Genomic DNA, 25,035 nt, shown 5'->3' with positions numbered 1-25,035 from the left:
CTTAATTGGGCGTTATACCTTTTTTCAGTTCAGTGAGTAACCATAGAGATATGTTGTAATGGAAGAAAAAGAAGAATTAGTAATTGATACAATTCCTAAGTTACTGGAGTTGATCGCTAGCGTGAAAAAATCTGACTCGAATTTGTTCTTTAGAGGACAAAAAGAGAAGTATCCGAATATTACGCCATCTATCGATCGTGATGGATTTCTTAAAAAAGAAGATGAATTATTTAGAGAATTCATAATTAGAAATCCGGATGAATTTCGAGATAATAAGTCAACTTTTGAAGCTCTCACCAAGATGCAGCACTATGGTTTACCAACAAGGCTACTGGACATTACCACAAACCCATTGGTTGCATTGTTTTTTGCCGTCGAATATGACGAGGAAAAAGAAGAGTCTGATGGTGATTTCATAGTTTTTGATATCCCTAATAAATATATAAAATATTACGATTCAGATACTGTTAGTGTAGTTTCCAATGTAGTTAAAAGACCATATAACAAGCTGGACATAAGTCGCTCTATACGAGATGAAGTAGAAGAGAAAGAGAAGTCTAAATGGATAAGGCGATTTAATAAAACGACCCCTATTGAGTACCTATTACATGAGATTAAGGATGAGAAGCCTTATTTTTCTCATGTGATCGATAAAGAACACCTTGAATCAATTTGGTGCGTTAAACCTTTGCTAAACAATAGGCGAATCATAAAGCAAGATGGTGCTTTTCTATTGTTTGGTATCAATGGGACTAAACAAAAACTTGCAGATTACCGTGAGTTTAAACCTATGCAATTTAGGGTAACAAATAAAAAACTTTTGCGTGAGCAATTAGAGTTATTAGGATTATCGAAAGATAAGATATACCCAGAAATGGAAACTACAGCAGAATATCTAAAAGAAAGGTATAAAGCATAAAGGTATAACAAAGCATTTAAGAGTGATTCGCAACGCTTGGCAGTTTCGCTTCGCTCAAGTATAGCCAAGCGTCGCTCACACCTTAATGCGGCGTTAGGCATTAAGGAGGTTGTTGTCATGGAAGAATCAGTTAAATTTGGTAGGTTAGCTGAAGCTCATTTTGAAAGTGGGCTTTTGTGCGCAGAAAGTGTTGTTTCTGCTATCGCTGAGTATCAAGGTGTAGATGAGCATTTAGCTTCAAAAATGGCGACTGGATTTTGTAGTGGCATGGCCAGAACGTGTGGACCATGTGGCGCTCTATCAGGAGCGGTTATGGGTATTAGTTTAGTTTTAGGTCGTGAATCTCTAAGTGATACGGTCTCTACTACGTACGAAGCAACGCAGGAATTGGTTGAAAAATTTGAAAGTGAGTTCGGTGCAAAAGACTGCCATAAACTTTTAGGCTGTGACATAGGAACTGAAGAGGGTATGGAGTATTTCCGTTCTCATAACCTTCGATCTAATTGTAGTAACTACACCAGAAAAGCCGCTCAAATTGCAGTGCAAATATTAAGCAAAAATGCCTAACAAACAATTTAAGCAGACTGTCAACGCTTGGCATTTTCAGCTCGGTTTGGCTTCAGTGATTTAGGTGTTAAATTTGAGTGTATTGGTAGCGTTGTCAGCTACTTAATTGGGCGTTATACCGTTTCTTTGAGAGTTATATATGGATACTGAAGGTTTTACGTTTGATTTGGTAACTCAACGTTTTATAAAAAATAGATGGGAAACAGATTTAGGTCAAAGAGTCCTTAGAGAGGTAATTGATGGGGTTAAGAGTGGCGTTGAAATAAGGGCAATACTAGACCCATATGTACTAGAACACCCGGACAACCAAGATCCTTATGGACACCCATACTACCCGAAAAGTGAAATGAGGGATGGTGCGTTTTGGGTTTTAACGCAAGACGACCTCCGAGGTATTCATGTATACAATCAAACATTTCCAGCAAACTCAAGTTGGACCGTCAAGTCACTGAATTATGCTCGCTTCTACAACTGCGATTTAAAAGGTACGAATCTTGAGAGGACTGAGCTTTCAATGGCTACATTTGAAAAATGTAATTTGGAAGGAGTCGTTTTTGCCGGGAGCGGAGGCTATGGCACTCGATTCATTGATTCAAATCTTAAGAATGCTTGCTTGTGGAGTTTTGGCTTAATTAACGGAGATCTATCTGGAACGGACATTCGTGGTGTTTATCTTGAGTCCGCTAGAATCGAAAATATTAAGGTAAGTTATTTAACAAAATTTGACGGTTGCATAGCAGAAAGCTGGGAAACTCGCTCTTTGGTACCTCACGAAATTCCGGAGTATCTCAAAGCATTTAGAGTTGCATACGAGCAAGCAAATATTTGGCACAAAGTAGATCAATTTCTAAATTTGGAGCGGTCATCAAACCGTAAACATATCTTATACTCTGCCTTCAAAGCTGATAAATCAGCGAAAAATGCGAGAGAGTGGGTATTTGACCTCATTTGGGGGATGGCAACAGGTTATGGTACAAAACCAAGTAGACTTCTGCTCTTGAGTGTAGTTGTCGCTTTGCTCTACGCGTTGATTTACTACTTTGTCGGGAATCCGAGTGGAGACAATTCGTTTGTAACATCTGTTTACTTCTCTTTTACTACATTCTCCACTTTAGGTTATGGCGATTTGTCATATAGCAACTCCCAAGGTGTAATGAGACTCATCAGTACGTCAGAAGCACTAGTAGGTGCGTCGTTAATCGCTGCGTTTGTTGGTGTTTTAAGTCGCAAAGTTATTCGGCATTAAAACGGTATAACAAACTGTTTAAGAGTGATTCGCAACGCGTGGCATTTTTACTATGCGTTGGTTTTAGTGTTTAAGGTGGTATGCGGCGGCTTCGGTATTGCGTTGCTCACACCTTAACAGGGCGTTATAAGTACTTCCTAATATCGGAGTTTAGATGGAAAGTGAAAGACTTAAACTGGTACCTCCGTCCTTAAATTATATTGATGTTATGCATGGGGTCATTGAAGAATCTAAGCAAGATCTCTCTCAGTTTTTGCCTTGGGTTTCAGGCTTATTATCTAAACAAGTTCTTGAAGATAACATTAAAGAAGCAATGGTGAATTTCTCCCGTTGTACTGGGGAGTTTTGGTTTAATATCATTGAAAAGAAAACCGGGTTGTTTATAGGCGTAGTAGGTTTTATTGTCAGAGATAAATCAGTGCCATATTTTGAAATTGGGTATTGGTTACAAACTTCAAAAACTGGTTTTGGCTACATAACTGAAGCAGTTGGTTTGGTTGAACAATACGCTTTTCATGACTTATCAGCACGACGAGTGGAAATTAAAATGGCAGCGTCAAACCTTAAGAGTCAGGCTGTTGCAATACGTTGTGGTTATCAGGTTGAAGCAACATTAATTAACTCAAGGCGACTGCCGTCAGGTGAGCTCGATAGTACGATGGTTTATGCTAAAACGCACTTATAACAAGCAATTTAAGCAGACTGTCAACGCTTGGCATTTTCAGCTCGGTTTAGCTTCCGTGATTTAGGTGTTAAATTTGTGTGTATTGGTAGCGTTGTCAGCTACTTAATTGGGCGTTAGGACAATAGAGGTAATATGAACATTCGAGCTAGAAAAATTCTTGAATCAGCTGTCGACTATATGAAAGCTGCGAATGTGTTGAATCATTCATCTGTACAACACCCAACATTACTCTTACCTAGCCAAGTGAATGCTGCGCTGTCGCTTGAGCTTTATTTCAAAAGCTTGTACCTACTCATCTTTGGAGAAGATTTTAAAGTTAAAGGTAATCATTCCCATGACTTTTACAAAATTTACAAGGCGCTGCCCGATGAAATGCGTAAAAGAATGAATGACAACTTCGATAGCTTAGTTAAGGCTCGTGATAATAGTGATGTTAAACAACTCAGGGAGGAGTCTAAAGTGAATATATCACTGAAATTAGAATCACTTATTCAAAACTGGAGTGGGGTCTTTACGAAAATGAGGTATGTTTATGAAGACCACAAAGGGAGTTATGTGATGATACTCTTCCCTGAAATCGCAAAAGTAGTAGGTATGGAAATCTATTCGATTGACCGTGAGATATTGTCCTAACAAAGCGTTTAAGACAGATTCCCAACGCTTGGCATTTTTAGTTTGGGTCAGCTTTAGTGTTTAAGGTGGCAAGGTTTTAGGTAAGGTGGTGGCGTTGCTCACTACTTAACGCGGCGTTAGGCATCTAAAATGTTCAGAGTGTTTTCTTAGCAGCTATATTTATTCGAACATCAGAATAGCAGAGAGTTCCATGGAAGATTTGAAATATATAATAAACAATGATCATTGGGCAGTTGCAGAAGGCAAGTATAATGATTTACCTCTAATGATCCGTTTCAGAGATAAATTAATGCCACATTTAGGAATTTCAAATTACCCTAAACTTATTCAAGTTTACTGGAATTATAGTGTCCATGAGTCTGGTATGCCTTCGAAGGTAGATAGTGCGGCTATGGAAATCTTTGAAAACCGATTAGTTGACTCGCTTGAAACAGATATGTCAGGTGTCCTTAGTTCAGCTATTACAACAAATGGTTATCGAGAATGGGTTTTTTATTGTAAGTCTACGGATGTTTTTGCAGAAAAACTTCATAATATTCCACAAGAGATGGAACCTTATCCAATAGAAATTGAGGCTGTTCATGACCCTAAGTGGGATTATTTTTTTAACGAAGTACGACCTAAGTAAATAAGCTAATTAATAATGACCCTAAAAAATAGTTAACTGTTTTCGTTACTCAATTTTTTAGCCAAAAACTTTGAATTATTAGGTCGTTAGGCAACTGAGCTAAAAACAATCGAGTAGGAGCTTTAAATGAATAAGAAGTTTAAAAATACAGGTAGTGAATCAGGTGAAATTACAGTTCAAGTATCTCAAGCTAAGGTTAGTTTTCACATAGAGCCAGGAGCTGAGTTTATTGTTGAGACACATGAGAATTCAGATATCGTATTTTCGAGTTCAGATACAAACCGTAATTTAGTCATAGAACCAGCTTAGCTAAGCTTTCACTGATTGTGGTCAAACTGCCTAACAAGCAATTTAAGCAGACTGCCAACGCTTGGCATTTTCAGCACGGCTTAACTTCAGTGATTTCGGTGGTAATTTTGAGCGTATTGGTAGCGTTGTCAGCTACTTAATTGGGCGTTATGTTCAACCATATCTCATTGGAGTAATTAGTTTTGGATAAGATTCAGTTGTCTAATCAGGTGGTTGGCGATGAACTGCAAGGGTTTGTTATTAGTGTTGTAACTGATATCGTCGCTGTATCTGCTACAGCTCTTGTTGGTTTGGGAAGTGTCTTTGTTTCACTTGCTCTAGTCTATGTAACGCGGAAAAACCAAAAGTCACAAAATGCAGTACATGCTGCAAGTCTAGCGATATCTCATTGGGATAACGTCCAAAGAAATACGGCAAAGTATTTATCATCTGTTTCCTGTCTGGGTATGGTAATTCGTAATCATAAAGGCGATGAAATGCCGTTGAATTTACCTCAATTATACTCTGAGATGATGGAAAACAGCCTGAATGTCACTCTGGTATTACCAGATTCAGAGCAAGGCAAAATTATAAATCGGCTAATTGCAGACTTGAATAAAGCGGTTATAAATAGGGATTGCTCTCATACTGATTCAGGCGCTTTAGCTTCAGCTGTCGGTACGCAAATGAGAAACCTTTTGCGGGAAGAGCGTCAGAAGCACTTTGGAAATTGAACATAACAAATTGTTCAAGAGTGATTCGGCACGCGTGGCATTTTTACTATGCGTTAGTTTTAGTGGTTAAGGTTGTATGCGGAGGCTTTGGCATTGCGTGCCTCACACCTTAACAAGGCGTTATACCTTTTGGGAGAATAGGCACTTTATACGATAAAAGTGCCTACCCGTATAATTCTAAATTGCGTCTGCAAAGATAGGTTCTTGTTGTTGAATTACCTTTTCTTTACTGTTTTTGATGCTTAATGTTTCTCTATATTCACGAGCAACAGCTGTTTCAATAAAATCATACTCATCATCACAAAGTTCAGAAACAGCATTTTTGATATCTACTAGCTTTACATTGAAAAATTCTTTTCTCATGTTAACTAAATTTAATCTGTTACTGCCAAATTTCTCGTGAAGTTGTTTTTCAAGTTCAGGTGCATTATCAGTTTTTATCATTGCATGAATATCAAATAAAAACGGAACTGATGCGTCTCCTAGCTCTTTAACTCGATCAAGAGGGTCTAAACGTCTAGTCATTCCTATCTTGTATACATCATCTCCGAACGAACCCATATTGGAAATAACATAAACATGTCCCTGTTTAGTTTGTTGTGCCATAGACAAGGCACGTTCATTCTTTCTGTTGGCATCATCAAGCTGTGATGTTAGCGCTGATATTTCCTCTTGCAACTTGTCTAACTGCTCGCCAGTTGCTTCTTGTGCTTCTTTCCTCGCCTTTTCAAGAGCTTTTTCATACGTAGCAGCTTCTTTTTCTGCTTCTTTTTGTAGTTTTTTCAGCTCAGTTTCTCGCTTGGCTTCTTCTCGCATCTGAGCTCTTAGTTCTTGTTGTTCTTCTTTTTCTTTTTGCTTTTTGTCGTGATACTCGTACGCTAAGAACAACTCTTCGATTTTTAGTTTTAAGTATTTTGTTGAAATGTAAATCTGGTTCACTTCATTTAGCTTGTTGATTTTGTCACTAGCAGTTTTTATCTTTTCAGCCATTTTGTGAACATTGTTCCAGCGACAATTTGCTATGGCAGCATCACATTCGTTATTGAATGCTCGCGAGGTAAGTTTAATACCTCTGTTAGTCATTTTTCGCCCTTCAGCTTTTGAGTTCCCTACTGTCCATTCTGTTGTACAAAATATTGCCCCTCTTGAGGTTTTATCCTTTACCATAGCTTTCTGTTTTTCTTTGTTAGCTTTGATGGCATCTTTATACTGATTTGGAGCGTCGAAAGGGAATTGCGGCTCATAGAATCCGTACTCGATCATTTCGAGATCATCGGAGTATATTTCTATAGCTTTTTTCAGTTGGTCGTAGGTATCTTTCTTACCAGTGTAATTACGTCTCAAAGTCTCGATGTTGCTTTCAATTTCTTTTTCTTGCTTGGTTAGAGACTGTATTTTATCGGTATGATTTTGCTGAACGCTTTTGCATTCTTTTTCAATATCTATAACATCTTTATAGCGGTGGGTTAGGGTACCTAGTTCATTTTCTAAGTTGTTATTTTTATTGTTAGAATCAGCTAGTTGCTTTTCTATGTTGGCTAATTTACCGTTAGTCGACTTACCTTTAAGTAAGGCGATAAGTAATGCTACTATCAACCCAATGAGGGCTATGAACATAGGATTACTTACATACTGTTCCATACTTATACACCTGTGATTGAATTTTATGGTATATCATACATATTGTAGGCAGGTATAACAAAGCATTTAAGACGGATTCCCAACGCTTGGCATTTTTGGTTTGCTTTAGCTTCGGTGTTTACGGCATCATACTTTTAGTTTTGTGGTCTGCGTTGCTCACCACTTAATGCGGCGTTAGTTTGCAAAAGTAGAAAAGCGTTTTGGGTCAAAGAGCCTAGTCTGGTTTCTATGCTTTACACCTGTTCGTACTTCGAAAGTTGTGTAACCAAATCTCATCGCGCGTAGGGTGTTTTTCGGCTCTTTGAATTCAACGTTATTCATTTCTCCGCATCAGTAACTTTGGTCACTTAGTGAATCGCGCGCGGCTTCTTTTTCTTGATGGTTAACCCGTAAATAGTGGCTTTGTCGCATTTGGTTATCAGGTTGGTCGAATGAATCCTTTGTCAGCTTAAATGCTTCAAACTGTGGCTGTTTATCGCATGTCGCTTCTAAGCCAAGTGTGTTTTGTTGGTTGGGTTTGAGTTCTGTAGTTTTCAGATTTACATTGGCATTCAAAGCCAGTAGTTTTGTAACCAATTCAGCGCCTTGGCGCTAAACTTTGGCTGCATCATGTAAGCAAACTAACAAAGCGTTTAAGACAGATTCCCAACGCTCGGCATTTTTAGTTTGGGTCAGCTTTAGTGTTTAAGGTGGCAAGGTTTTAGGTTAGGTGGAAGCGTTGCTCACTACTTAACGCGGCGTTAGTTTGCAAAAATAGAAAAGCGTTTATGGTCAAAGAGCCTAGTCTGGTTTCTGTGCTTTACACCTGTTCGTTTTCCGAAAGTTGTGCAACCAAATTTCATCGCGCGTAGGTTGTCTTTCGGCTCTTTGAGTGTAGCGTTATTCATTTCTTCGCATCAGTAACTTTGGTCGCTTAGTGCGTCTCGCGCTGCTTCTTTTTCTTGGTGGTTAATCCGCATAATAGTAGCTTTGTCGCACTTTGTTGTCAGGTTAGTCGAATGAATCCTTTGTCAGCTAAAACGCTTCAAACTGTGGCTGTTTATCGGATGTCGCTTCTTAGCCAAGTTCGTTTTGTTAGCTGGGTTTGAGTTTAGTAGCTTTCAGTTTTACATCTGCGTCGAAAGCCAGTATTTTTTTAACCAATTCAGCACCTTGGTGCTAAACTTTGGCTGCATCATGTAAGCAAACTAACAAAGCGTTTAAGACAGATTCCCAACGCTCGGCATTTTCAGTTCAAGTCAGTTTTGGTGTTTACGGTGCAATGGTTTAGGTTAGGTGGCAGGCGTTGCTCACTACTTAACGCGGCGTTAGTTTGCAAAGGTAGAAAAGTGTTTGTAGTCAAAGAGCCTAGTCTGGTTTCTGTACTTTACACCTGTTCGTTTTACGAAAGTTGTGCAATCAAATCTCATCGCGCGTAGGGTGTTTTTCGGCTCTTTGAGTTCAACGTTATTCATTTCTTCGCATCAGTAACTTTGGTCGCTTAGTGCGTCTCGCGCTGTTTCTTTTTCTTGGTGAGTCTGTCGCGGAAAGGTCGGTTCGTTGAACTTGGTTGTCAGATTGGTCGAATGAATCCTTTGTCAGCCAAAGTACTTCAAACTGTGGTTGTGCAGCGCATGTCGCTTCTTAGCCAAGTGCATTTTGTTGGTTGAGTTTGAGTTCCGTAGTTTTCAGTTTTACATTGTCGGTCAAAGCCAGTAGTTTTGTAACCAATTCAGCACCTTGGCACTAAACTTTGGCTGCATCATGTAAGCAAACTAACAAAGCGTTTAAGACAGATTCCCAACGCTTGGCATTTTCAGTTTGGGTTAGCTTTAGTGTTTAAGGTGGCAAGGTTTTAGGTAGGGTGGTGGCGTTGCTCACTACTTAACGCGGCGTTATGTTTCTGGAGGTGTCTTTGGTGTATGGAAGTGTAAAGCTTGAAGGGAATCAGGTATACAGCGTAAGTAAGCCTCTTCCTATTCATGTTGATAAAATTGAATATATGTACGTTAAGAAACACGACAGTACAGAAAAGCTCATAAAGGCAGCTGCTATTGGTTCTGTTGTGAGTGCGCTATTTCTTGTACTGCACCCACTGTTAATATTAGTAGTTTTTCCAATTGTTTTCGCAGTTAGCTTTTTACAAACCAAGAAGTATGAACTTCGTGTATTTGTTACGCACCCGTCAGGTTTTGGCTCTAAGGAATCGATTTTGCACAGTTCTAGCTTTCGTGATGAATACGATACTTTAATAGAGCAGGTTAAAGCTATAAATCAAAAAACATAACAAGCAATTTAAGCAGACTGCCAACACTTGACATTTTCAGCTCGGTTCAGCTTCAGTGATTTAGATGGTAAATTTGAGTGTATTGGTAGCGTTGTCAGCTACTTAATTGGGCGTTATGTGACAGGAGGTCAAAATGAGTCTAGAAGTACAATTTGAGAAAGGACTTGAGCAAGATGAAGTTGTATCTTTGTATCAAGCCAATGGTTGGTCATCAGCTGAAGTTCCAGAAAAGCTAATACCTGCTTTAAACAACTCTGATAGCTTGGTAACAGCCCGATTAGATGGGTTTTTGGTCGGTGTTGGTAATGCTATATCTGATGGATATTTAGTAGTCTATTATCCCCACATGTTGGTTCATCCAGATTTTCATGGTCAGGGTATTGGCAGAAAAATGATGGAACTAATGCAAACCAAATATGGCTCTTTTCATCAACAAATGCTCACAGCCGATGGTGAGGCTGTAGATTTCTATAAGTGTTTAGGCTTTGAGAGAGCAGGTAAAACAGAGCCTATGTGGGTTTATGCAGGAAATGACCACTAAAGTGCATAAAGTCACATAACAAAGCGTTTAAGACAGATTCCCAACGCATGGCATTTTTCATTCCATTGTTGGGTTTAGTGTTTACGGTGGTCTGGTTAAGTTTTGTGGTAGCGTTGCTCACTACTTAACGCGGCGTTATATTTTTCACGAGGTTAATATGTCAAAGTATAGTTTCTCACCACATCAAAGGCATGCGGTTTGGACAGTGCACTTGGAAAAGTGCTATCTGTGTACGAAGCCAATTGACCTGCTATCGATGCAAGTCGATCACATAATTCCCGAAAGTCTTTTGGATTCCCCACAAGAGCTCAGTTCCGTTTTAGCATCATTTGGGTTATCTAAAGACTTTGAAATCAATTCGTATTCAAATTGGCTACCATCTTGTGCAAGTTGTAACCGTAAGAAGTCTAATAATATATTCACTCCCTCTCCGCTAATTCAAGTTCAAATAGAAAGTGCGATCAACAAAGCTGATAAAGCTCAAAGCATTGCTGAAAAATCAGCTAAGCAACGAGATATAACCAAAGCACTGAATGTATTAATGAAAGCCCACTCTGAAGAAGGGTTAAGCGAAGAAATAAAATACACATTAAAGCCTTTAGTCGAATTTCAAGAACAAGAACGTAGTAAGGAAAATACGTATTATGGTATTCGATTAGCTCCTAATTACGAGGTGTCGCCGGGTAGGCAATACATAATCAAAGAAATAACGCAGTACTTGGGGCATGAATTTGTTCTGATTACACCACCAGAAAGTCTAGTTCTGGCATTTGACATAGTATATCGAGATACAGAAAAGCATAGAATGCACCCGTCCATTCCTATCAATGGCGGTGCAATGACAGGTTTACGTAGTGTAGGTTTGATAAATCAAGAAAATAAGCTGACAGAGTTTGGTGTTAGAGTGTTTAAGACCATTGCGGCTGAACAAAAAATATAACAAATTGTTCAAGAGTGATTCGGCACGCGTGGCATTTTTACTATGCGTTGGTTTTAGTGTTTAAGGTGGTATGCGGAGGCATCGGTATTGCGTGTCTCACACCTTAACAAAGCGTTATACGCTTTTGAGGGAATAGTCCAGTATGAACAAAGTAGTATTCAGAAGTTGTGATGAAAATAGCCCATATTGGACAGATCTAGAGAATCTATTTCAAAGTGAATGGTCTGATTTCTTGTTTTTTGATACCTACAAACCTGAAGCTAATCTTCCTCCTGTTTTGGTCGCTTTGAGAAACAATGAAGTTATCGGCGGGCTAGCTTATTCTCGTTTTAAAGAGCCACACGGAAGTTCAGATGTCATTTGGTTTAATGCTGTCTTTGTTTCACCTGAATGGCGTGGTCAGGGCATCGCTAGCGAGTTGATTAACCGAGGTGTTAATCAAGTATCAGAAACCCTTCAAAGCAATCTGTATGCTTATACAAATGTAGCCCCGTTGTACCAGTCACTAGGTTGGTCGGCTGTTGATATTGAAAGTGAGCCAAACCATAGCGTAATGAGTATCCCACTCAGGACTCAACCACGCGTATAACAAAGCATTTAAGAGTGATTCGCAACGCTTGCCGTTTTCGCTTCGCTCAAAGTATAGGCAAGCGCCGCTCACACCTTAATGCGGCGTTAAGTTACAAGGATAGTATCGTGGAAATAAAGGAAATAAAAACGACTTCTGGTTTAGTTGAACAACTAAATTTATTGCTAGTCGACTGTATCGAAAGTGGAGCTTCTGTTGGCTTTTTAACTCCAGTGGATGAGCTCGAAGTTGAATCATATTGGTCGTCTGTAGGAGCAGAGCTTGAGTTAGGTGAGAGAAAGTTATTTATTGCATCCGAAGGAGAAAATTTAATAGGTGCAGTTCAATTATCACTTTGCTCTAAACCCAACGGCTCGCATCGAGGCGAAGTTGAAAAACTGATGGTTCATACTGCTGCTCGAGGAAAAGGCGTGAGTAAAGCGCTAATGTCAGTAATGGAAGGGGTGTCATGTGAGATTGGTTTATCATTACTTGTACTAGATACACGTTTAGGCGATGTTGCTTCTTCTCTGTATCGTACAATTGGCTACACAGAAGCAGGTCAAATCCCTCAGTTTGCACGTAGCTCGACAGGTGAGCTGGAAGGCACCGTTTACTTCTTCAAAATATTGTAACTTAACAAGCAATTTAAGCAGACTGTCAACGCTTGGTGTTTTCAACTCGGTTTAGCTTCAGTGATTTCGGTGGTAAATTTGAGTGTATTGGTAGCGTTGTCAGCTACTTAATTGGGCGTTATATCGACTCACCAACTAAGTACAAAATATTGAATTAACTCCACATTAATATGCATTCACGAAACTTATAATTTCGAGCTTTTATTTAATGTTTTAATAAAAGGCTCTTAGCAGTAAGTCTTACTTATACTTGTTGCTGAATCTAGTGGTAAATGAATGTAGGCTGTATATGGAAAAAATAATGAAAGCTATTGGGTTAATTGTAGCTTTGGGTGTGGTTGGAATATTCGCGCTAACTGCTCTTGTAGAATTTAACCTGGAGGGTCAAGCGGATAAGGGGACCCCTTTTATTATAGAGAGCATGCCAACGATTACTACTTGGGATACTGAGCAATATCAAGGATTGTTCATACCAGAAGTTATTGAGGAATTTAAATCAGTTGAAGGTCAAAGTATCTTAACTTATCTATCCAAACTAGGAAAAATGCAAAGTTTTGAGCCGCCAGAGTTTGTTAAAAAAGATTTTACAATGAAATCTGATGAAGAAGGTGAAACGTTACTAACATTCAATGTACGAACAACCTTTGAGCATGGTGATGCGACTATAATCTTTCAAATAAGAGAAGATAAGAAAAGTTATTTGATTTCTGGAATATACTTCGATTCAGTTACTTTACCACCAGAGTAAAGTCGTATAACAAGCAATTTAAGCAGACTGCCAACTCTGGGCATTTTCAACTCGGTTTAGCTTCAGTGATTTAGGTGGTATGTTTGAGTGTATTGGTAGCGTTGTCAGCTACTTAATTGGGCGTTATATTTCTGGAGGTGAAATTGAAATTAAATCAGAGTTTTGTACAAGAATTAAAAGGCGTTCTTGAAGAGTCAGCGTTCAGTTCTGATGACTTCAGTTTTGGTTCTAATGGGGGTGAAGACTTGGTCGTGATCAAGTTTATGCATCATGAATTCTTTCAAGTCCGTGTTAATGAAGTCGAGTATGAGAAAGAAGTAAAGGTTTCTAAACCATTAGATGTCGACCCATTCATGCCTGAATGGAGAAGACCAAAAGGTGATGAAACACAGTATAAAACTGAAAAGGTTAAAGCGTTTCAAATTACGATGATTCCAGGTGAGCTTAAGGCTACTGATATTCATCAAAGAAGTGATTTGAGCGGGCTAGCTTATGATCTAAAGCAATGGTGTCGCTATATAGAAAAGGAATTAGTAGTCATTTACGCGGAAGATACTAGTTGTGATGAAGAGTTAGCTACTCGAATTGATGAGATGTTTCCAGAAGAAATGTTTGACTCTAATGAACGTTTCAGCAGTTCTGAGGTTGAAAAGCTTAAAGAAGGGCTGGCTAGCTTGAGAGAGCGCATAAACAAAATTCGTGAAGAATGCGATGTTTCTGAAGAGCAGATTAAGTCGTTAGAAATTGCTCTGAAAAAAGCTGAGAATGGTGCAAAGCTCTATCCAAAAGGTGCATGGTTGCGTTTTAACAAAGCTAAGGTTACAAATGCATTGAAAAAGATCTTTGCTGCGCCAGAGGTTCGTCAATTGGGATACGAAGTGATAAAGAAAATTGTGCTAAAAGAAATATAACAAACAATTTAAGAGTGATTCAGCACGTTTGGCATTTTTGGTTTGGATTGAGTTTAGTGTTTACGGTGGTCCAATTAAGTGTCGTGGTCGCGTGCTTCACACCTTAATTGGGCGTTAGTTGGCTAAAGGGATAATCAGTTATGTATAAACAAACAGAAATTAATAAAGTATTGATAGTTATTCTTTTTACGCTTAGCGCATTCATAATTACCACCTCTAATCACATAGGTAGTGCAGTAATTGCATTAGTAATTAATCTAGTAATTGGCGTATTGTTTTTTTCTATGACAATAGGGATAAATGGCAATAAAGTTTACTGGTACTTTGGATTTGGGTTTCTTCGAAAAGAGATCGAACTGTGTCATATCGTAAATATTTCACCTTATGAGACTAAGTGGTATCAGGGCGTAGGAGTTCGCATGCTCAAAGATGGATGGTTGTATAACGCATCTGTGGGTAAAGCCCTGAAGTTAACATTATCTAATGTCAAAAATGTATATCTTGGTTGTAAAAATTTGGTAGCTTTTCAGCACGCATTGGAATCCACCAACTAACAAGCAATTTAAGCAGACTGCCAACGCTTGGCATTTTAAGCTCGGTTAGCTTTAGTGATTACGGTGTTAAGTTTTATTATATCGGTAGCGTTGTCAGCTACTTAATTGGGCGTTATGTTTTTGGAGATAGTTTAACCGATGATTAAATATTCGGAGCTTCAGTTAGCGGATATAGCTGATGATTTAGGTGAGTCATTTGACTTTGAATTGGGTCAAGCTAATGACGACTTTTCTTGGATAAAACTAGACCCTAATTTACCTTTCACTGCTTTGGCTGGCGAAGGATCAGGTGGTGTTTTTCTCGCATATGGAAATTTAGATCTAGAAAAACGACCGATACTATTTGTTTCCTCTGAAGGACAAGCGGGCAAAGTCGCAAATAACCTGTCAGAATTATTAGCTTTGCTGATGGTTATTCCCTATTGGTTTGACTTGCTAAAGTTTTCGGGTAACGGTGATTTATCAGAAATGCGTAGAGCAGCGTCGTTCATGGAGTCGGAATATTATGAGGACTATCCTGAATTGGCTGGGGCAAGGGTGCGGATTCACAGTCACCTGACCCTTCCTAAAATTGAAGACCCTATTGCGGTACTTCATGCTCGTGTTCATTCTTCAGATTGCACTGTAGTTGCTGGTGATGGTTGGAAATACGAAATACTATTTAATAGCTTCGTATCATCAGACAACAAAAGTTAGTCGTAAAAAACATAACAAATTGTTCAAGCAGACAGCTAACGCTTGGCGATTTTGTTTTGGTTGAGTTCAGTGATTATGGTGGCTTTGTTTGGTTATAGTGGTAGTTAGCTGCTACTTAACAAGGCGTTAGGCTTCACAAAGGGAATTATGAAGATCAATATTAGAAATGCAGACATTAAAGATGCTCACTCAATAGCTTTGGTTCACGTGACTTCTTGGGCTCAAGCTTATGATGGTTTGCTACCTAAGTCGTTCATTGAAAGCTATAACATTGAACGTAGACAAAAGTTATGGAGTAACACGCTATCTGATAACCTAGCATCAGTACTTGTTGCTGAAATGGGTAATGAGATTGTTGGCTTTTTAAGTTATCGAGAGCCTCGAGGCGAGCAATCGAATAATTCTATCGAGCTTAATTCTCTGTATGTAGCTCCTGGCTTATTTGGTCGTGGCGTTGGCAGTGACTTATTCGATTATTTCGAGAAACGTATGCTTAATAGCTCTTATACACAGATAGTATTATGGGTTTTAGACACCAATCAAATAGCCTTGAATTTTTATCGTAAGCACGGTTTTTGTGAAACTGGGCTTCAAGGTAAAGAACGTCTTGATGGCACTATTCTAAATGATCTTCAAATGGTTAAGTCGATAAAAGCCTAACAAGCAATTTAAGCAGACTGCCAACGCTTGGCATTTCAGCTTGTTTTAGTTTCAGTGATTTAGGTGGTAAGTTTGAGTGCATTGGTAGCGTTGTCAGCTACTTAATTGGGCGTTATAACTCATGAACTCGCTCGAAAGTCTAGCCAGAAGATTTGATGTTTCTTTAGTCGGGTAGTTTCATATCAGCTTGGTTTAATTTTACGAGGCTATTATGAAGTCTAGACAATGTCCAAAGTGTCAGAAAAATGTTGCATGTAGCTGGTTTTTCTTTAGTGCTCATTGGACGAAGTATCGTTGTGTTGCATGTGGTTCGCTAATGAAATGGAGTGGGAGGCGAACTTATATAGGAGCTATATCCGGTGGTTTCGCTGGTCCATTTGTCATTTCTACACAATCTATGATTCCATCTACGTTTATTCGAATCTCAATTGCTATTGTTTTTGCAATGGTTTTAGCCGTTTCTGTGAATAAGCAGATTGAGTACATCGACGAAACTGAGTTATAACAAAGCGTTTAAGACGGATTCCCAACGCTTGGCGGCTTCAGTTCAAAGATATGCATCAGTGTTTAGGGCATAATGTCTTGAGTGCAGTGGTATGCGTTGCTCACCACTTAACGCGGCGTTAGTTTTTATGGAGTAAATATTTTGGAAATCTGGAAGTTATTGTTCTTTATACCAGCGTGCTTTGCGCTCAATATGACCCCTGGTCCAAACAACTTACTGTCTATGAATAATGCTCGTTGTTACGGCTTCAAGTCTGCTTTCATTGCTGGTCTGGGTCGAATAGCAGCATTCTCTGTAATGATTGCTTTGGCAGCTTCAGGCTTAGCTGTCGTTCTCTATGCATCTGAGACTCTATTTCTAACCATTAAAATTGTGGGTGCGGCGTACTTGTTATGGATTGCCTTTAATCTTTGGCGTTCGGAGTCAAGTCCCGTCGTTGAACTAGAAAGCACTCACAACCGACTAGGTTTAGCTAAACAAGAATTTTTGTTAGCCGCTGGTAATCCAAAGGCAATCTTAATCTTTACTGCATTTCTCCCACAGTTCGTTGATGTTTCGGCTAATGTAAATGAACAGTTTTTCGTTTTAGGGGCGACGTTCCTAATATTAGAAATGGGTGCAATATCTATTTATGCCATATTCGGAATATATTTGAGGCAGTGGTTCACGAAACCGAAAATGGCAAAGCGCTTCAATAGAGGCTGCGCTACCTTTTTAGCTATGTCTGGGGCAAGTCTGCTACTAAGTCGCCAGCAATAAAACTAACAAAGCGTTTAAGACGGATTCCCAACGCTTGGCGTTTTCGGCTTACTTTAAGTTAAGTGTTTATGTCACAATGGTTTAGGTAGGGTGATAGGCGTTGCTCACCACTTAACGCGGCGTTATGACGATCTAGGTTTGGAGTTCATATGAAAAGTTTGGTGGCTTCTTTTGAGCCAAGTGTAACTATAGTCAGTGAGATAATTTCAACTATCGGTGAGGCTCTGGAGGCTGGTCAACGGTTTCGTTCTCAAGAGTTTTTGAAAACTGTAGAAACCCGTTACGAACTTATGAATCCAGAGGAAAAGAAAAAGTTTAAAGAATGCATCAAAAGCCCTAATGGTCAAAAAATCATTGCAGACTTTGCTGTAGCAGTCGCTACAACACCTAGTATTGTTGTAAATTCAGCTTTGGCGTTATTGTATGCGAATGATCCTGACTTTCCGTTTAATAGTCATGAGGTTGAGCGATTTGTGTCATCAACTTTAGGGTTAACTGATAGAAAAGTTAGTTTTCTTCTAAGCTTAAACAAAGTCGAACAAGTAAAGACAAAATCGCTATATCCCGCATATTCAATCAGTGAAGAAAATTTCGTAACACTTGGTGATATTATAGATGTCGATGAGTTGTTTATATATGTATCGGATTTTCAGTCCAGAGGGCTACTGCTGATGGAAACCAACCAACAAAAAGCATTTGGTTTTGCGGAAGCTAATGAAAATATAAAGTGGTCTGCAAAATACTGCATCAGTGATACACAGCATCGGTTTATTTCGCTTTTAAGGAAAGCAAGTGAGTACGTTGCATAGAAAATCGTCATAACAAAGCGTTTAAGACGGATTCCCAACGCTCGGCGGCTTCAGTTCAAAGATATGCATCAGTGTTTATGGCATAATGTCTTGAGTGCAGTGGTAGCGCTGCTCACCACTTAACGCGGCGTTATGAATACCAGTTAAATTAACCTAAATTTGCACTTTTAGGTATAGTGAAGAATGCCGATTGCTTGAGTTGCATCAGAGAGAGCGGACTAAGCCCTACGTTTTTCCGATTTAGATTTATCCATTTCAGGAAGTTCATTTGTGGGACAAATTCTACAAACTTTTTCCTAAGTATGTCGCTACTTATTGGCACAAGTACATTCATAGTTTTGAATGCAGCTTTGATCAATTTGATATCACATTGGTAAAGCTCAGTAGAATACTCCGTATGGCAGTGCTTCAGATATTTTGCATGCACATTATAACGTCGTAGTTGCCGTGCTACTTCCTTCTCAATGTTGAAAGCTCTTATAGATCCAACGTTGTAGACACAATGGAATTCCCAGTCTTTAACTCCTCCAACCCCTGATGCTCGAATAGAAGTTATACGGTTTCGTGGTGCGGAGCTAATACCTATCTTAAATAGGTCTGTACTTGGGGAGTAAGCCACATAAACATGGTCACACCTATATTTGTGGTCTCGTATTGCTTCGCCGATAACATTGCTTTTGTTATTCACAACTACTCCCAAGTAGCATGCTAAATACCTGATATCTTGCTCAGTTTTCTGGGTGGCGGTGTCAGATAATTGTCATAGGCTGTAACATAGTATGAATGGTATACATAACAAAGCGTTTAAGACGGATTCCCAACGCTCGGCGGCTTCAGTTCAAAGATATGCATCAGTGTTTATGGCATAATGTCTTGAGTGCAGTGGTAGCGTTGCTCACCACTTAACGCGGCGTTATGTGCTAACGATAAACGAGAAAAAATTATGGAACTAGATAGGTTTGTATCACAGACTTTGTTGATGATATCAAAAGGCGTAAGTGACGCTCAAAAGCAATCTTCAGAATATGGCTGCGCAATTAATGCGAAACCAAATGGAGGCACATTTACAAACGAGCACTCTAAAAATGGCACTAGGATGCAAGAGGTTGAGTTCGATGTGGCAGTAATTACTGAGGATACAAGTAACGGAGAAGGTAAAATCTCTGTAATGGGGTTTGCGTCAGTGAATGGTGGTAATAACTCAAAAGAAACTCTTTCATCGCGTGTTGCATTCAAAGTACCAATATCCTTTAACTGCCCAAAATAGAAATCACATAACAAAGCATTTAAGAGTGATTCCCAACGCTTGGCAATTTTCATTCCATCGTGGGTTTTGTGTTTACGGTGGTATGGTTGGGTTTCGTGGTAGCGTTGCTCACACCTTAATGCGGCGTTATGTTTTAAGGAGGAAACTTGGAAACTGGTGTAACTATAAGCTTGGCTCAAATCCCGATCGTGAGAGGCGACTTATGTGGAAATATTGAAAATCACATTAAAATGATCGAGGAATCATCTTCTTACAAAGCTGATGTTGTCGTTTTTCCGGAATTATCATTGACGGGCTATGAGTTAGATTTGGTTTCTGAGCTAGCGTTTTCGGCTGAGCCGTTGAGTTTTAAAGAACTCTCTCAAGCGTCAGTTGAAAATGAGATTATAGTTATTGCAGGTTGTCCGCTAAAAGCTAACAACTCCTCAAAGCCAACAATAGGTGCGGTAGTTTGTTTTCCCGATGGCTCAGTCCAATTTTATTCAAAGCAATATCTGCATGAAGGCGAAGATAAGTATTGTTCTTTTGGGGCGACGGATTACTTCTTTACTGTGAATGGGCATCAAATAGCATTGGCTATTTGTGCCGACTTTATAACACCGGAACATTCTCTGCGGGCTAAAAAGCTCGGTGCAGATGCTTATGTTGTAAGTGCTCTAATTTCTGGTAATGGCTTTACCCCTGATTCTACAATCCTATCCGAAATTGCTTTAGAGCAACGAGTTCCAGTACTTCTAAGCAACCACATCTCAGAAACAGGTGGCTGGAAAACTTGTGGTAAAAGCTCAGTTTGGGATTCATTTGGGACGCTCATTATTAGCTCTAGCGAAAAGGAAAGTGGTTTGGTTTTGTGTACTATTGCTGGCAATGAGATCGAGGCTACTAAAACATAACAAAGCGTTTAAGACAGATTCCCAACGCTCGGCATTTTCAGTTTGGGTCAGCTTTAGTGTTTAAGGTGGCAAGGTTTTAGATAGGGTGGTGGCGTTGCTCACTACTTAACGCGGCGTTATGTGCTCAGGGCGAATATCTTACGGAGGAGATAATGAAAGACCCAGATATCGAGTTCTCGAAGTGGAAGCTAGAGAGACAAAAGGGGAGTCTTAGCTTTACTGTCCGTACTTCTTTTCCTGCGGTTTTAGGTATGATGATAGGTCGGAGTATTGAACCATTGTTCCTGTCAGAAGCGGCTTGGGGTTGGGCTCAAACTACCGATGTATTAATGAGTGGTGTTTGGGGCTCTATTGGTGCTATTCCTGTAAGTTTTCTGATTTGGTGCTGGCGTGAAGAAAAGTATAAACGTCACATAGCAAGATTTTAGCAACGCACATAACAAAGCATTTAAGGCGGATTCTCAACGCTTGGCAATTTCAGTTTAGGTCGACTTTAGTGCTTTATGTGGCAAGGTTTAAAGGTGGGTGGTCGCGTTGTTCACCACTTAATGCGGCGTTATGTGTTTGCAGTAAAAATAGGATTTTCAGGTGTTAGAAATTAAAACAATAGGCTTATTCTTTGTAACAGCAATCGCTGAAATATTAGGGTGCTACCTACCTTACCTTTGGCTCAAAGAAGATAAATCTGTTTGGCTTCTTGTACCTGCTGCTTTCTGTCTGGCTCTATTTGCTTGGTTGCTTTCGCTTCATCCAACGGCTGCAGGTCGAGTGTATGCCGCGTATGGTGGAGTTTATATCTTTGTCGCTATTCTTTGGTTGTGGGTTGTCGATGGTATTCGCCCGACTCTCTGGGACATTGTGGGAGCTTCAGTGGCACTACTTGGAATGGCAATCATAATGTTTGCGCCTAGAACCACATAACAAAGCGTTAAAGACGGACTCCCAACGCTTGGCACTTTGAGTTTTAGGTCAGTTTCAGTGTTTATGGCACAATGGTTTAGGTCTGGTGGTAGCGTTGCTCGCCACTTAACGCGGCGTTAAATTACAGGAGGAAAATTTGGCTAAGGGATTAAATATAAACACAGTGGATATCACTGACATTACGCTTCCATTTAAAATCGAGCCGCTCGGTGAAAAGTCAGATGCTTTGGATGACTTTTGTATCAGGACAACTGAATGGGTTAACTATATAAGCGAGGTTCTTCTGTTTAGTCATATTGGGAGTAAAATGCCTATTTCTGACTATTCAGTTAAGCCTCAACTTTTTGCTCCTAGAAAACGTCAGAGTAATAACTCCAACGAGCTTCCGACACCAAAAATAACGATTAAAGATAAAAACTTTGACTCGATATCTAGAAACTTATCTAGAAATCTTTTCAATCATTCAGTGTCTCAATTAGCTACAAATTTTGAAATTTTCCTAAATGAGATCACAGAAGACATTCTGTGGAGGAATGTTGAACTACTTGCTAACGACCAAAAGCAGCTCAGTAACAAAGAGATTTTTGACTTAGGCGACTTAGAAGACATTAAAGATAATCTAATTCAAAGGAAAATCTTAGAGCATGCAATGAGTGCGTACCCTAAGAGGGTCGATAGTTTTCAGAAACTTTTCCATATAGGCATTCATTCTAAAAAGTCACCAGTTGAATTACCTATTGTACATGACCTTGTGGAAGTGAGAAACGTAATCCAACATAGTGATGGACACTGTTCTGAGCAATACCTTCAGCGACTTAGTGTATATAAAGATACTAGTTATGAACAACTCCTTAAGCGTCGGTATACCCAGCCTAAAATTGATTTTCAATGGCTATTGCAACTAGGTATCGATATGGTTGGTCTCGCTGAGTTTATTGATGCTGAAGCAGACCAAAAATGGGCAACAACACGTAACAGTGAATAGTAATTTAACAATCTGTTTAAGAGTGATTCGCAACGCGTGGCATTTTTACTATGCGTTGCGTTAAGTGTTTAAGGTGGTTTGCGGAAACATCGGTATGGCGTCGCTCACACCTTAACAGGGCGTTATGTAAATGGAGAGGTTAACATCCAAAATATAAGATTATTAAAGCATCCTTTCTTAATGCTTGCAGCGGCGATGATCAGCATGATTGTTCAGCGTAAGGTTTTTTTTGGATTCGAATTAATCGTTGTCACAGCTGTTGTTAGTTTATGTGTAGGCTTTATTGTTCATAAGCGACGAAGTGCGTCAGAAATGTATTATATCCCTGTTGATAAAAGGAACTTTTTTCAAAGACAAGGTCCTTCAGTCTATCTATTTGTGATTTTAAGTATTGTAGGTCTAATTAGTTTACACACATCAGTAGGGCAATCATTTAAAACAACAACACAGGTATTAAATAAAACAACTGAATCTGTATATAGAGGTGGTACGAGGTATGTATTGAGTGTTGATCATGAGCTTTATGGGCACTTGGGCTTCTACGTTTCTAAAAAGTTTTGGTTGAGCCAGCAAGAGGGCAATGAAGTTATACTTAAGGTAAGGAAAAATTACCTGGGTATGTATGTCATTGTAGATTATTGCTAAAAAATGAATCACCGTCTTCAACATAACAAGGCGTTTAAGGCAGATTCCCAACGCTCGGCATTTTCAGTTTAAGTCAGCTTTGGTGTTTTCGGTGCAATGGTTCAGGTTAGGTGGAGGCGTTGCTCACTACTTAACGCGGCGTTATGCCGCTATAAGAAAATGGAGGATATATGAAAGGGAAAATCGTTCGCTGGGTTGATGATAGAGGTTTTGGTTTTATAAAGTCTGACAATCTCAATGGTGACATTTTTGTTCATGTATCCAAATTCAAAAAGGGTTTTCGCCGACCACAAGTTGGAGATAAAGTAGAATTTCAACTTGCGGAGAATACCTCTAAGCCAAGCGCTTCGATTGCACAGTTGGTTGGTGTCGAACCCCAAAAAAGCAACCCTTTTTCAATTATACTCCTTGCACTTATTGTTGGTTTTTTAGGTGCAGTTTTATATATCTTTGTAATAGAGCCAAAGTTAAATCCAGCATATGAAAATATGGGCTTTAACTGCCAAGGTAAAACTTATTGCAGCCAGATGGTATCTTGTGATGAAGCCAAGTTTTACTTGTCAAACTGTCCCGGAGTTAAAATTGATGGTGACAATGATGGTAGCCCTTGTGAGAGCCAGTTGTGCGGTAGTTGGTAGTATCGGCATAACAAAGCGTTTAAGACAGATTCTCAACGCTCGGCATTTTGGGTTTGATTCAGCTTTAGTGTTTACGGCACAATGGTTTAAGTATGGTGGTGGCGTTGCTCACTACTTAACGCGGCGTTATAAGCTATATGGTGGGGTCCATAAATGGAATCATTCTAGTGGCAGATAGAAACTAAGTTAGGTTTTCAGCCGTTAGTGGCGTTGTATAGGTGTTTTTTTCAAGACTAAAGGCTATAAAAAACGTACTACACATTCAATTTACTTAAGTCGAAGTGATGGTTGGCTCTACTACCGCGCTGGAGACGTTACAGGATGGGCGATAAAGCCAGGTACTGTATTGCGTCTAATCAGTTTAAGGGAGAGTAATCATCATAATTACTTTACTGGATACCTTGCTGAATTGCATACACTAGGCAATGACAAGTATATGTTTCAGTGTGACTTGTCACCAGTTGAGTTTGAACGAATGGAAAGTTTCTTAACTAAACCGTTGTAACGCGTATAACAAGGCGTTTAAGACAGATTCCCAACGCTCGGCATTCTCAGTTTAGGCTGAGTATTGTGTTTATGGTGCAATGGTTTAGGTAAAGTGGTCGCGTTGCTCACTACTTAACGCGGCGTTATGTTCTCGGGAGGAATTTCATGATTAGGGAAATTACAAAATTTGACTTTGAGTCATTCTGGTCAACGTTTTCTATGGTGATTCAAGCCCAAGAAACTTATGCATTTGACCCAAATATGACCTTGGAAGATGCTTATTCCTTGTGGTGTGAAATGCCATTAAAAGCTTATGTGTTTGTTGAAAATGACGTTGTTCTCGGTACTTATTACATTAAGCCAAATGCTATGGGTCCAAGTAGTCATATTTGTAACTGTGGCTATATGGTATCAAGTGAAGCTAGAGGCAAAGGTATTGCTCGTCTTATGTGTGAGGACTCACAAAAGAAAGCAGTTGAATTTGGCTTTGATGCTATGCAATTTAATAGTGTGGTGTCGACTAATAAAGTAGCGGTTATGCTTTGGGAAAAGCTCGGTTTCTCTATTATTGGCACAATACCTAAGGCATACAATCATGGTCAGCTAGGATTGGTTGATAGCTACATCATGTACAAATGGCTACGAACATAACAAGCAATTTAAGCAGACTGCCAACGCTTGGCATTTCCAGTTCGGATTGGTTTCAGTGATTTCGGTGGTAGGTTTAAGTATATTGGTAGCGTTGTCAGCTACTTAATTGGGCGTTATGTGCTACAAGGTTCTAAAAGGATTTCGAATGAATCAGTTATTAGAAGAGTTACTAAAACGCGGTTTTAAAGAAAAAATGCGTAACAAAGGCATCTTTGTCAATCTTTCTCTATTATCTTTCCCAGTATTAATAATTCACAATACTGAGCTAAATACTTACGAACTCAAAATTGAATATTGGCGGTATATCGTAGTAATGCTAGGGCTTTCAATTAATGTGGCTGTTGGCTTTGTCTACGGAAATGTTGCTCTGAGCTTTTTCATTTTAGCTATTGTGTTGTGCCATCCTGTAGGGTTGTACATATCCAAGTCAAGATCCAAAGCATTAGTAGGATATCTTAGTTCAGTTAATGGCGAAGTACGCACATAACAAACAATTCAACCTGACTTGCAACGGGTGGCATTTTTACTTCTAATCAGTTTTAGTGGTTACGGTGCAATGCAGAACCATCGTATTGCGTTGCTGCGCAAGTTAATTGGGCGTTATGCATAATAGCCT

General features: G+C 39.3%; 33 protein-coding genes. 30 read left to right on the top strand and 3 right to left on the bottom strand.

From position 1 onward, the window contains the following. The first annotated feature begins 58 nt into the window (after positions 1 to 58). The 8 genes from OCU78_RS19660 (at position 59) to OCU78_RS19620 (ending at position 5,700) form a co-directional block, all read left to right on the top strand. Entirely contained in the window at positions 59 to 919 is an 861-nt protein-coding gene (locus OCU78_RS19660) for an FRG domain-containing protein (RefSeq protein ID WP_137375652.1), read from the top strand. A gap of 117 nt (positions 920 to 1,036) precedes the next feature. Then, positions 1,037 to 1,486 carry a C-GCAxxG-C-C family protein gene (locus OCU78_RS19655; protein WP_137375651.1) on the top strand — a complete coding sequence of 150 codons (450 nt, stop codon included), beginning with the start codon at positions 1,037 to 1,039 and terminating at the stop codon, positions 1,484 to 1,486. A gap of 139 nt (positions 1,487 to 1,625) precedes the next feature. Beyond that, entirely contained in the window at positions 1,626 to 2,732 is a 1,107-nt protein-coding gene (locus OCU78_RS19650; RefSeq protein ID WP_137375650.1) for an ion channel, read from the top strand. Positions 2,733 to 2,886: 154 nt separating this feature from the next. Further along, positions 2,887 to 3,417 (top strand): GNAT family N-acetyltransferase, encoded by a 531-nt coding sequence (locus OCU78_RS19640; RefSeq protein ID WP_137375649.1) that lies wholly within the window; start codon positions 2,887 to 2,889, stop codon positions 3,415 to 3,417. 132 nt (positions 3,418 to 3,549) lie between these two features. After that, positions 3,550 to 4,050, top strand: a complete 501-nt coding sequence (locus tag OCU78_RS19635) for a hypothetical protein (RefSeq protein ID WP_137375648.1) — start codon at positions 3,550 to 3,552, stop codon at positions 4,048 to 4,050. Positions 4,051 to 4,240: 190 nt separating this feature from the next. Then, positions 4,241 to 4,678, top strand: coding sequence for a DUF695 domain-containing protein (locus OCU78_RS19630; protein WP_137375647.1), 438 nt, complete (start codon positions 4,241 to 4,243; stop codon positions 4,676 to 4,678). A gap of 126 nt (positions 4,679 to 4,804) precedes the next feature. Continuing rightward, entirely contained in the window at positions 4,805 to 4,987 is a 183-nt protein-coding gene (locus OCU78_RS19625) for a hypothetical protein (RefSeq protein WP_137375646.1), read from the top strand. Positions 4,988 to 5,169: 182 nt separating this feature from the next. Then, on the top strand, positions 5,170 to 5,700 hold the full coding sequence (locus OCU78_RS19620) for a hypothetical protein (protein ID WP_137375645.1): 531 nt from the start codon (positions 5,170 to 5,172) through the stop codon (positions 5,698 to 5,700). A gap of 177 nt (positions 5,701 to 5,877) precedes the next feature. On the opposite strand, the gene OCU78_RS19610 is transcribed toward OCU78_RS19620, so the two are convergent. After that, positions 5,878 to 7,341 (bottom strand): DUF4041 domain-containing protein, encoded by a 1,464-nt coding sequence (locus tag OCU78_RS19610; protein ID WP_137375644.1) that lies wholly within the window; start codon positions 7,339 to 7,341, stop codon positions 5,878 to 5,880. A gap of 330 nt (positions 7,342 to 7,671) precedes the next feature. Further along, positions 7,672 to 7,917 carry a hypothetical protein gene (locus tag OCU78_RS19605; RefSeq protein WP_137375643.1) on the bottom strand — a complete coding sequence of 82 codons (246 nt, stop codon included), beginning with the start codon at positions 7,915 to 7,917 and terminating at the stop codon, positions 7,672 to 7,674. Positions 7,918 to 9,238: 1,321 nt separating this feature from the next. Here OCU78_RS19605 and OCU78_RS19595 point away from each other — a divergent pair. The 13 genes from OCU78_RS19595 to OCU78_RS19525 all read left to right on the top strand — a co-directional run bounded on the left by OCU78_RS19595 (position 9,239) and on the right by OCU78_RS19525 (position 17,933). Then, the gene (locus OCU78_RS19595) at positions 9,239 to 9,607 is read left to right on the top strand and encodes an FUSC family protein (RefSeq protein WP_137375642.1); all 369 of its coding nucleotides are present in this window, start codon (positions 9,239 to 9,241) and stop codon (positions 9,605 to 9,607) included. Between the two features lie 133 nt (positions 9,608 to 9,740). Next, positions 9,741 to 10,148, top strand: coding sequence for a GNAT family N-acetyltransferase (locus OCU78_RS19590; RefSeq protein WP_137375641.1), 408 nt, complete (start codon positions 9,741 to 9,743; stop codon positions 10,146 to 10,148). Between the two features lie 157 nt (positions 10,149 to 10,305). After that, the gene (locus OCU78_RS19585; protein ID WP_137375640.1) at positions 10,306 to 11,088 is read left to right on the top strand and encodes an HNH endonuclease; all 783 of its coding nucleotides are present in this window, start codon (positions 10,306 to 10,308) and stop codon (positions 11,086 to 11,088) included. A 142-nt stretch (positions 11,089 to 11,230) separates the two neighbouring features. Continuing rightward, positions 11,231 to 11,677: a GNAT family N-acetyltransferase gene (locus OCU78_RS19575; protein WP_137375639.1), complete on the top strand. Its 447-nt coding sequence runs from the start codon at positions 11,231 to 11,233 to the stop codon at positions 11,675 to 11,677. A 107-nt stretch (positions 11,678 to 11,784) separates the two neighbouring features. Then, the gene (locus tag OCU78_RS19570) at positions 11,785 to 12,291 is read left to right on the top strand and encodes a GNAT family N-acetyltransferase (protein ID WP_137375638.1); all 507 of its coding nucleotides are present in this window, start codon (positions 11,785 to 11,787) and stop codon (positions 12,289 to 12,291) included. 301 nt (positions 12,292 to 12,592) lie between these two features. Next, entirely contained in the window at positions 12,593 to 13,039 is a 447-nt protein-coding gene (locus OCU78_RS19565; protein WP_137375637.1) for a hypothetical protein, read from the top strand. A gap of 143 nt (positions 13,040 to 13,182) precedes the next feature. Continuing rightward, the gene (locus OCU78_RS19560) at positions 13,183 to 13,950 is read left to right on the top strand and encodes a chromosome partitioning protein ParA (protein ID WP_137375636.1); all 768 of its coding nucleotides are present in this window, start codon (positions 13,183 to 13,185) and stop codon (positions 13,948 to 13,950) included. A 140-nt stretch (positions 13,951 to 14,090) separates the two neighbouring features. After that, complete coding sequence (locus tag OCU78_RS19550) at positions 14,091 to 14,504, top strand: hypothetical protein (protein ID WP_137375635.1); 414 nt, start codon at positions 14,091 to 14,093, stop codon at positions 14,502 to 14,504. A gap of 138 nt (positions 14,505 to 14,642) precedes the next feature. After that, positions 14,643 to 15,200, top strand: coding sequence for a hypothetical protein (locus tag OCU78_RS19545; protein ID WP_137375803.1), 558 nt, complete (start codon positions 14,643 to 14,645; stop codon positions 15,198 to 15,200). Between the two features lie 147 nt (positions 15,201 to 15,347). Continuing rightward, positions 15,348 to 15,860 (top strand): GNAT family N-acetyltransferase, encoded by a 513-nt coding sequence (locus OCU78_RS19540; protein WP_137375712.1) that lies wholly within the window; start codon positions 15,348 to 15,350, stop codon positions 15,858 to 15,860. Positions 15,861 to 16,071: 211 nt separating this feature from the next. Next, complete coding sequence (locus tag OCU78_RS19535; RefSeq protein WP_137375713.1) at positions 16,072 to 16,365, top strand: hypothetical protein; 294 nt, start codon at positions 16,072 to 16,074, stop codon at positions 16,363 to 16,365. A gap of 141 nt (positions 16,366 to 16,506) precedes the next feature. Next, positions 16,507 to 17,124 (top strand): LysE family translocator, encoded by a 618-nt coding sequence (locus tag OCU78_RS19530; RefSeq protein WP_137375714.1) that lies wholly within the window; start codon positions 16,507 to 16,509, stop codon positions 17,122 to 17,124. A 149-nt stretch (positions 17,125 to 17,273) separates the two neighbouring features. After that, positions 17,274 to 17,933 (top strand): hypothetical protein, encoded by a 660-nt coding sequence (locus OCU78_RS19525; protein WP_137375715.1) that lies wholly within the window; start codon positions 17,274 to 17,276, stop codon positions 17,931 to 17,933. 148 nt (positions 17,934 to 18,081) lie between these two features. On the opposite strand, the gene OCU78_RS19520 is transcribed toward OCU78_RS19525, so the two are convergent. Further along, positions 18,082 to 18,621, bottom strand: coding sequence for a GIY-YIG nuclease family protein (locus OCU78_RS19520; RefSeq protein ID WP_167494094.1), 540 nt, complete (start codon positions 18,619 to 18,621; stop codon positions 18,082 to 18,084). Between the two features lie 255 nt (positions 18,622 to 18,876). Here OCU78_RS19520 and OCU78_RS19515 point away from each other — a divergent pair, with 255 nt between their 5' ends. The 9 genes from OCU78_RS19515 to OCU78_RS19475 all read left to right on the top strand — a co-directional run bounded on the left by OCU78_RS19515 (position 18,877) and on the right by OCU78_RS19475 (position 24,906). Continuing rightward, positions 18,877 to 19,200, top strand: a complete 324-nt coding sequence (locus OCU78_RS19515; RefSeq protein ID WP_137375717.1) for a hypothetical protein — start codon at positions 18,877 to 18,879, stop codon at positions 19,198 to 19,200. Positions 19,201 to 19,346: 146 nt separating this feature from the next. Then, on the top strand, positions 19,347 to 20,093 hold the full coding sequence (locus OCU78_RS19510; RefSeq protein ID WP_167494095.1) for a carbon-nitrogen hydrolase family protein: 747 nt from the start codon (positions 19,347 to 19,349) through the stop codon (positions 20,091 to 20,093). Between the two features lie 152 nt (positions 20,094 to 20,245). Beyond that, positions 20,246 to 20,521: a hypothetical protein gene (locus OCU78_RS19505; protein ID WP_137375718.1), complete on the top strand. Its 276-nt coding sequence runs from the start codon at positions 20,246 to 20,248 to the stop codon at positions 20,519 to 20,521. 160 nt (positions 20,522 to 20,681) lie between these two features. Continuing rightward, positions 20,682 to 21,014 carry a YnfA family protein gene (locus OCU78_RS19500; protein WP_137375719.1) on the top strand — a complete coding sequence of 111 codons (333 nt, stop codon included), beginning with the start codon at positions 20,682 to 20,684 and terminating at the stop codon, positions 21,012 to 21,014. A 136-nt stretch (positions 21,015 to 21,150) separates the two neighbouring features. Further along, complete coding sequence (locus tag OCU78_RS19495) at positions 21,151 to 21,999, top strand: hypothetical protein (protein ID WP_137375720.1); 849 nt, start codon at positions 21,151 to 21,153, stop codon at positions 21,997 to 21,999. A gap of 180 nt (positions 22,000 to 22,179) precedes the next feature. Next, positions 22,180 to 22,644: a hypothetical protein gene (locus tag OCU78_RS19490; RefSeq protein WP_261856044.1), complete on the top strand. Its 465-nt coding sequence runs from the start codon at positions 22,180 to 22,182 to the stop codon at positions 22,642 to 22,644. Between the two features lie 170 nt (positions 22,645 to 22,814). After that, the gene (locus tag OCU78_RS19485; RefSeq protein ID WP_077681830.1) at positions 22,815 to 23,282 is read left to right on the top strand and encodes a cold shock domain-containing protein; all 468 of its coding nucleotides are present in this window, start codon (positions 22,815 to 22,817) and stop codon (positions 23,280 to 23,282) included. Positions 23,283 to 23,933: 651 nt separating this feature from the next. Continuing rightward, positions 23,934 to 24,419, top strand: coding sequence for a GNAT family N-acetyltransferase (locus tag OCU78_RS19480; protein ID WP_261856043.1), 486 nt, complete (start codon positions 23,934 to 23,936; stop codon positions 24,417 to 24,419). 145 nt (positions 24,420 to 24,564) lie between these two features. After that, a complete protein-coding gene (locus tag OCU78_RS19475) occupies positions 24,565 to 24,906 on the top strand; it encodes a hypothetical protein (protein ID WP_261856042.1) in 342 nt (113 codons plus the stop codon). Positions 24,907 to 25,035: the final 129 nt, after the last annotated feature.

The organism is Vibrio gallaecicus, assembly GCF_024347495.1.
In the GTDB taxonomy this organism is placed as follows: Bacteria; Pseudomonadota; Gammaproteobacteria; order Enterobacterales; family Vibrionaceae; genus Vibrio; species Vibrio gallaecicus.
The sequence above is the reverse complement of the archived record's forward strand: the minus strand, read 5'-3'. Positions and strand labels throughout refer to the sequence as shown.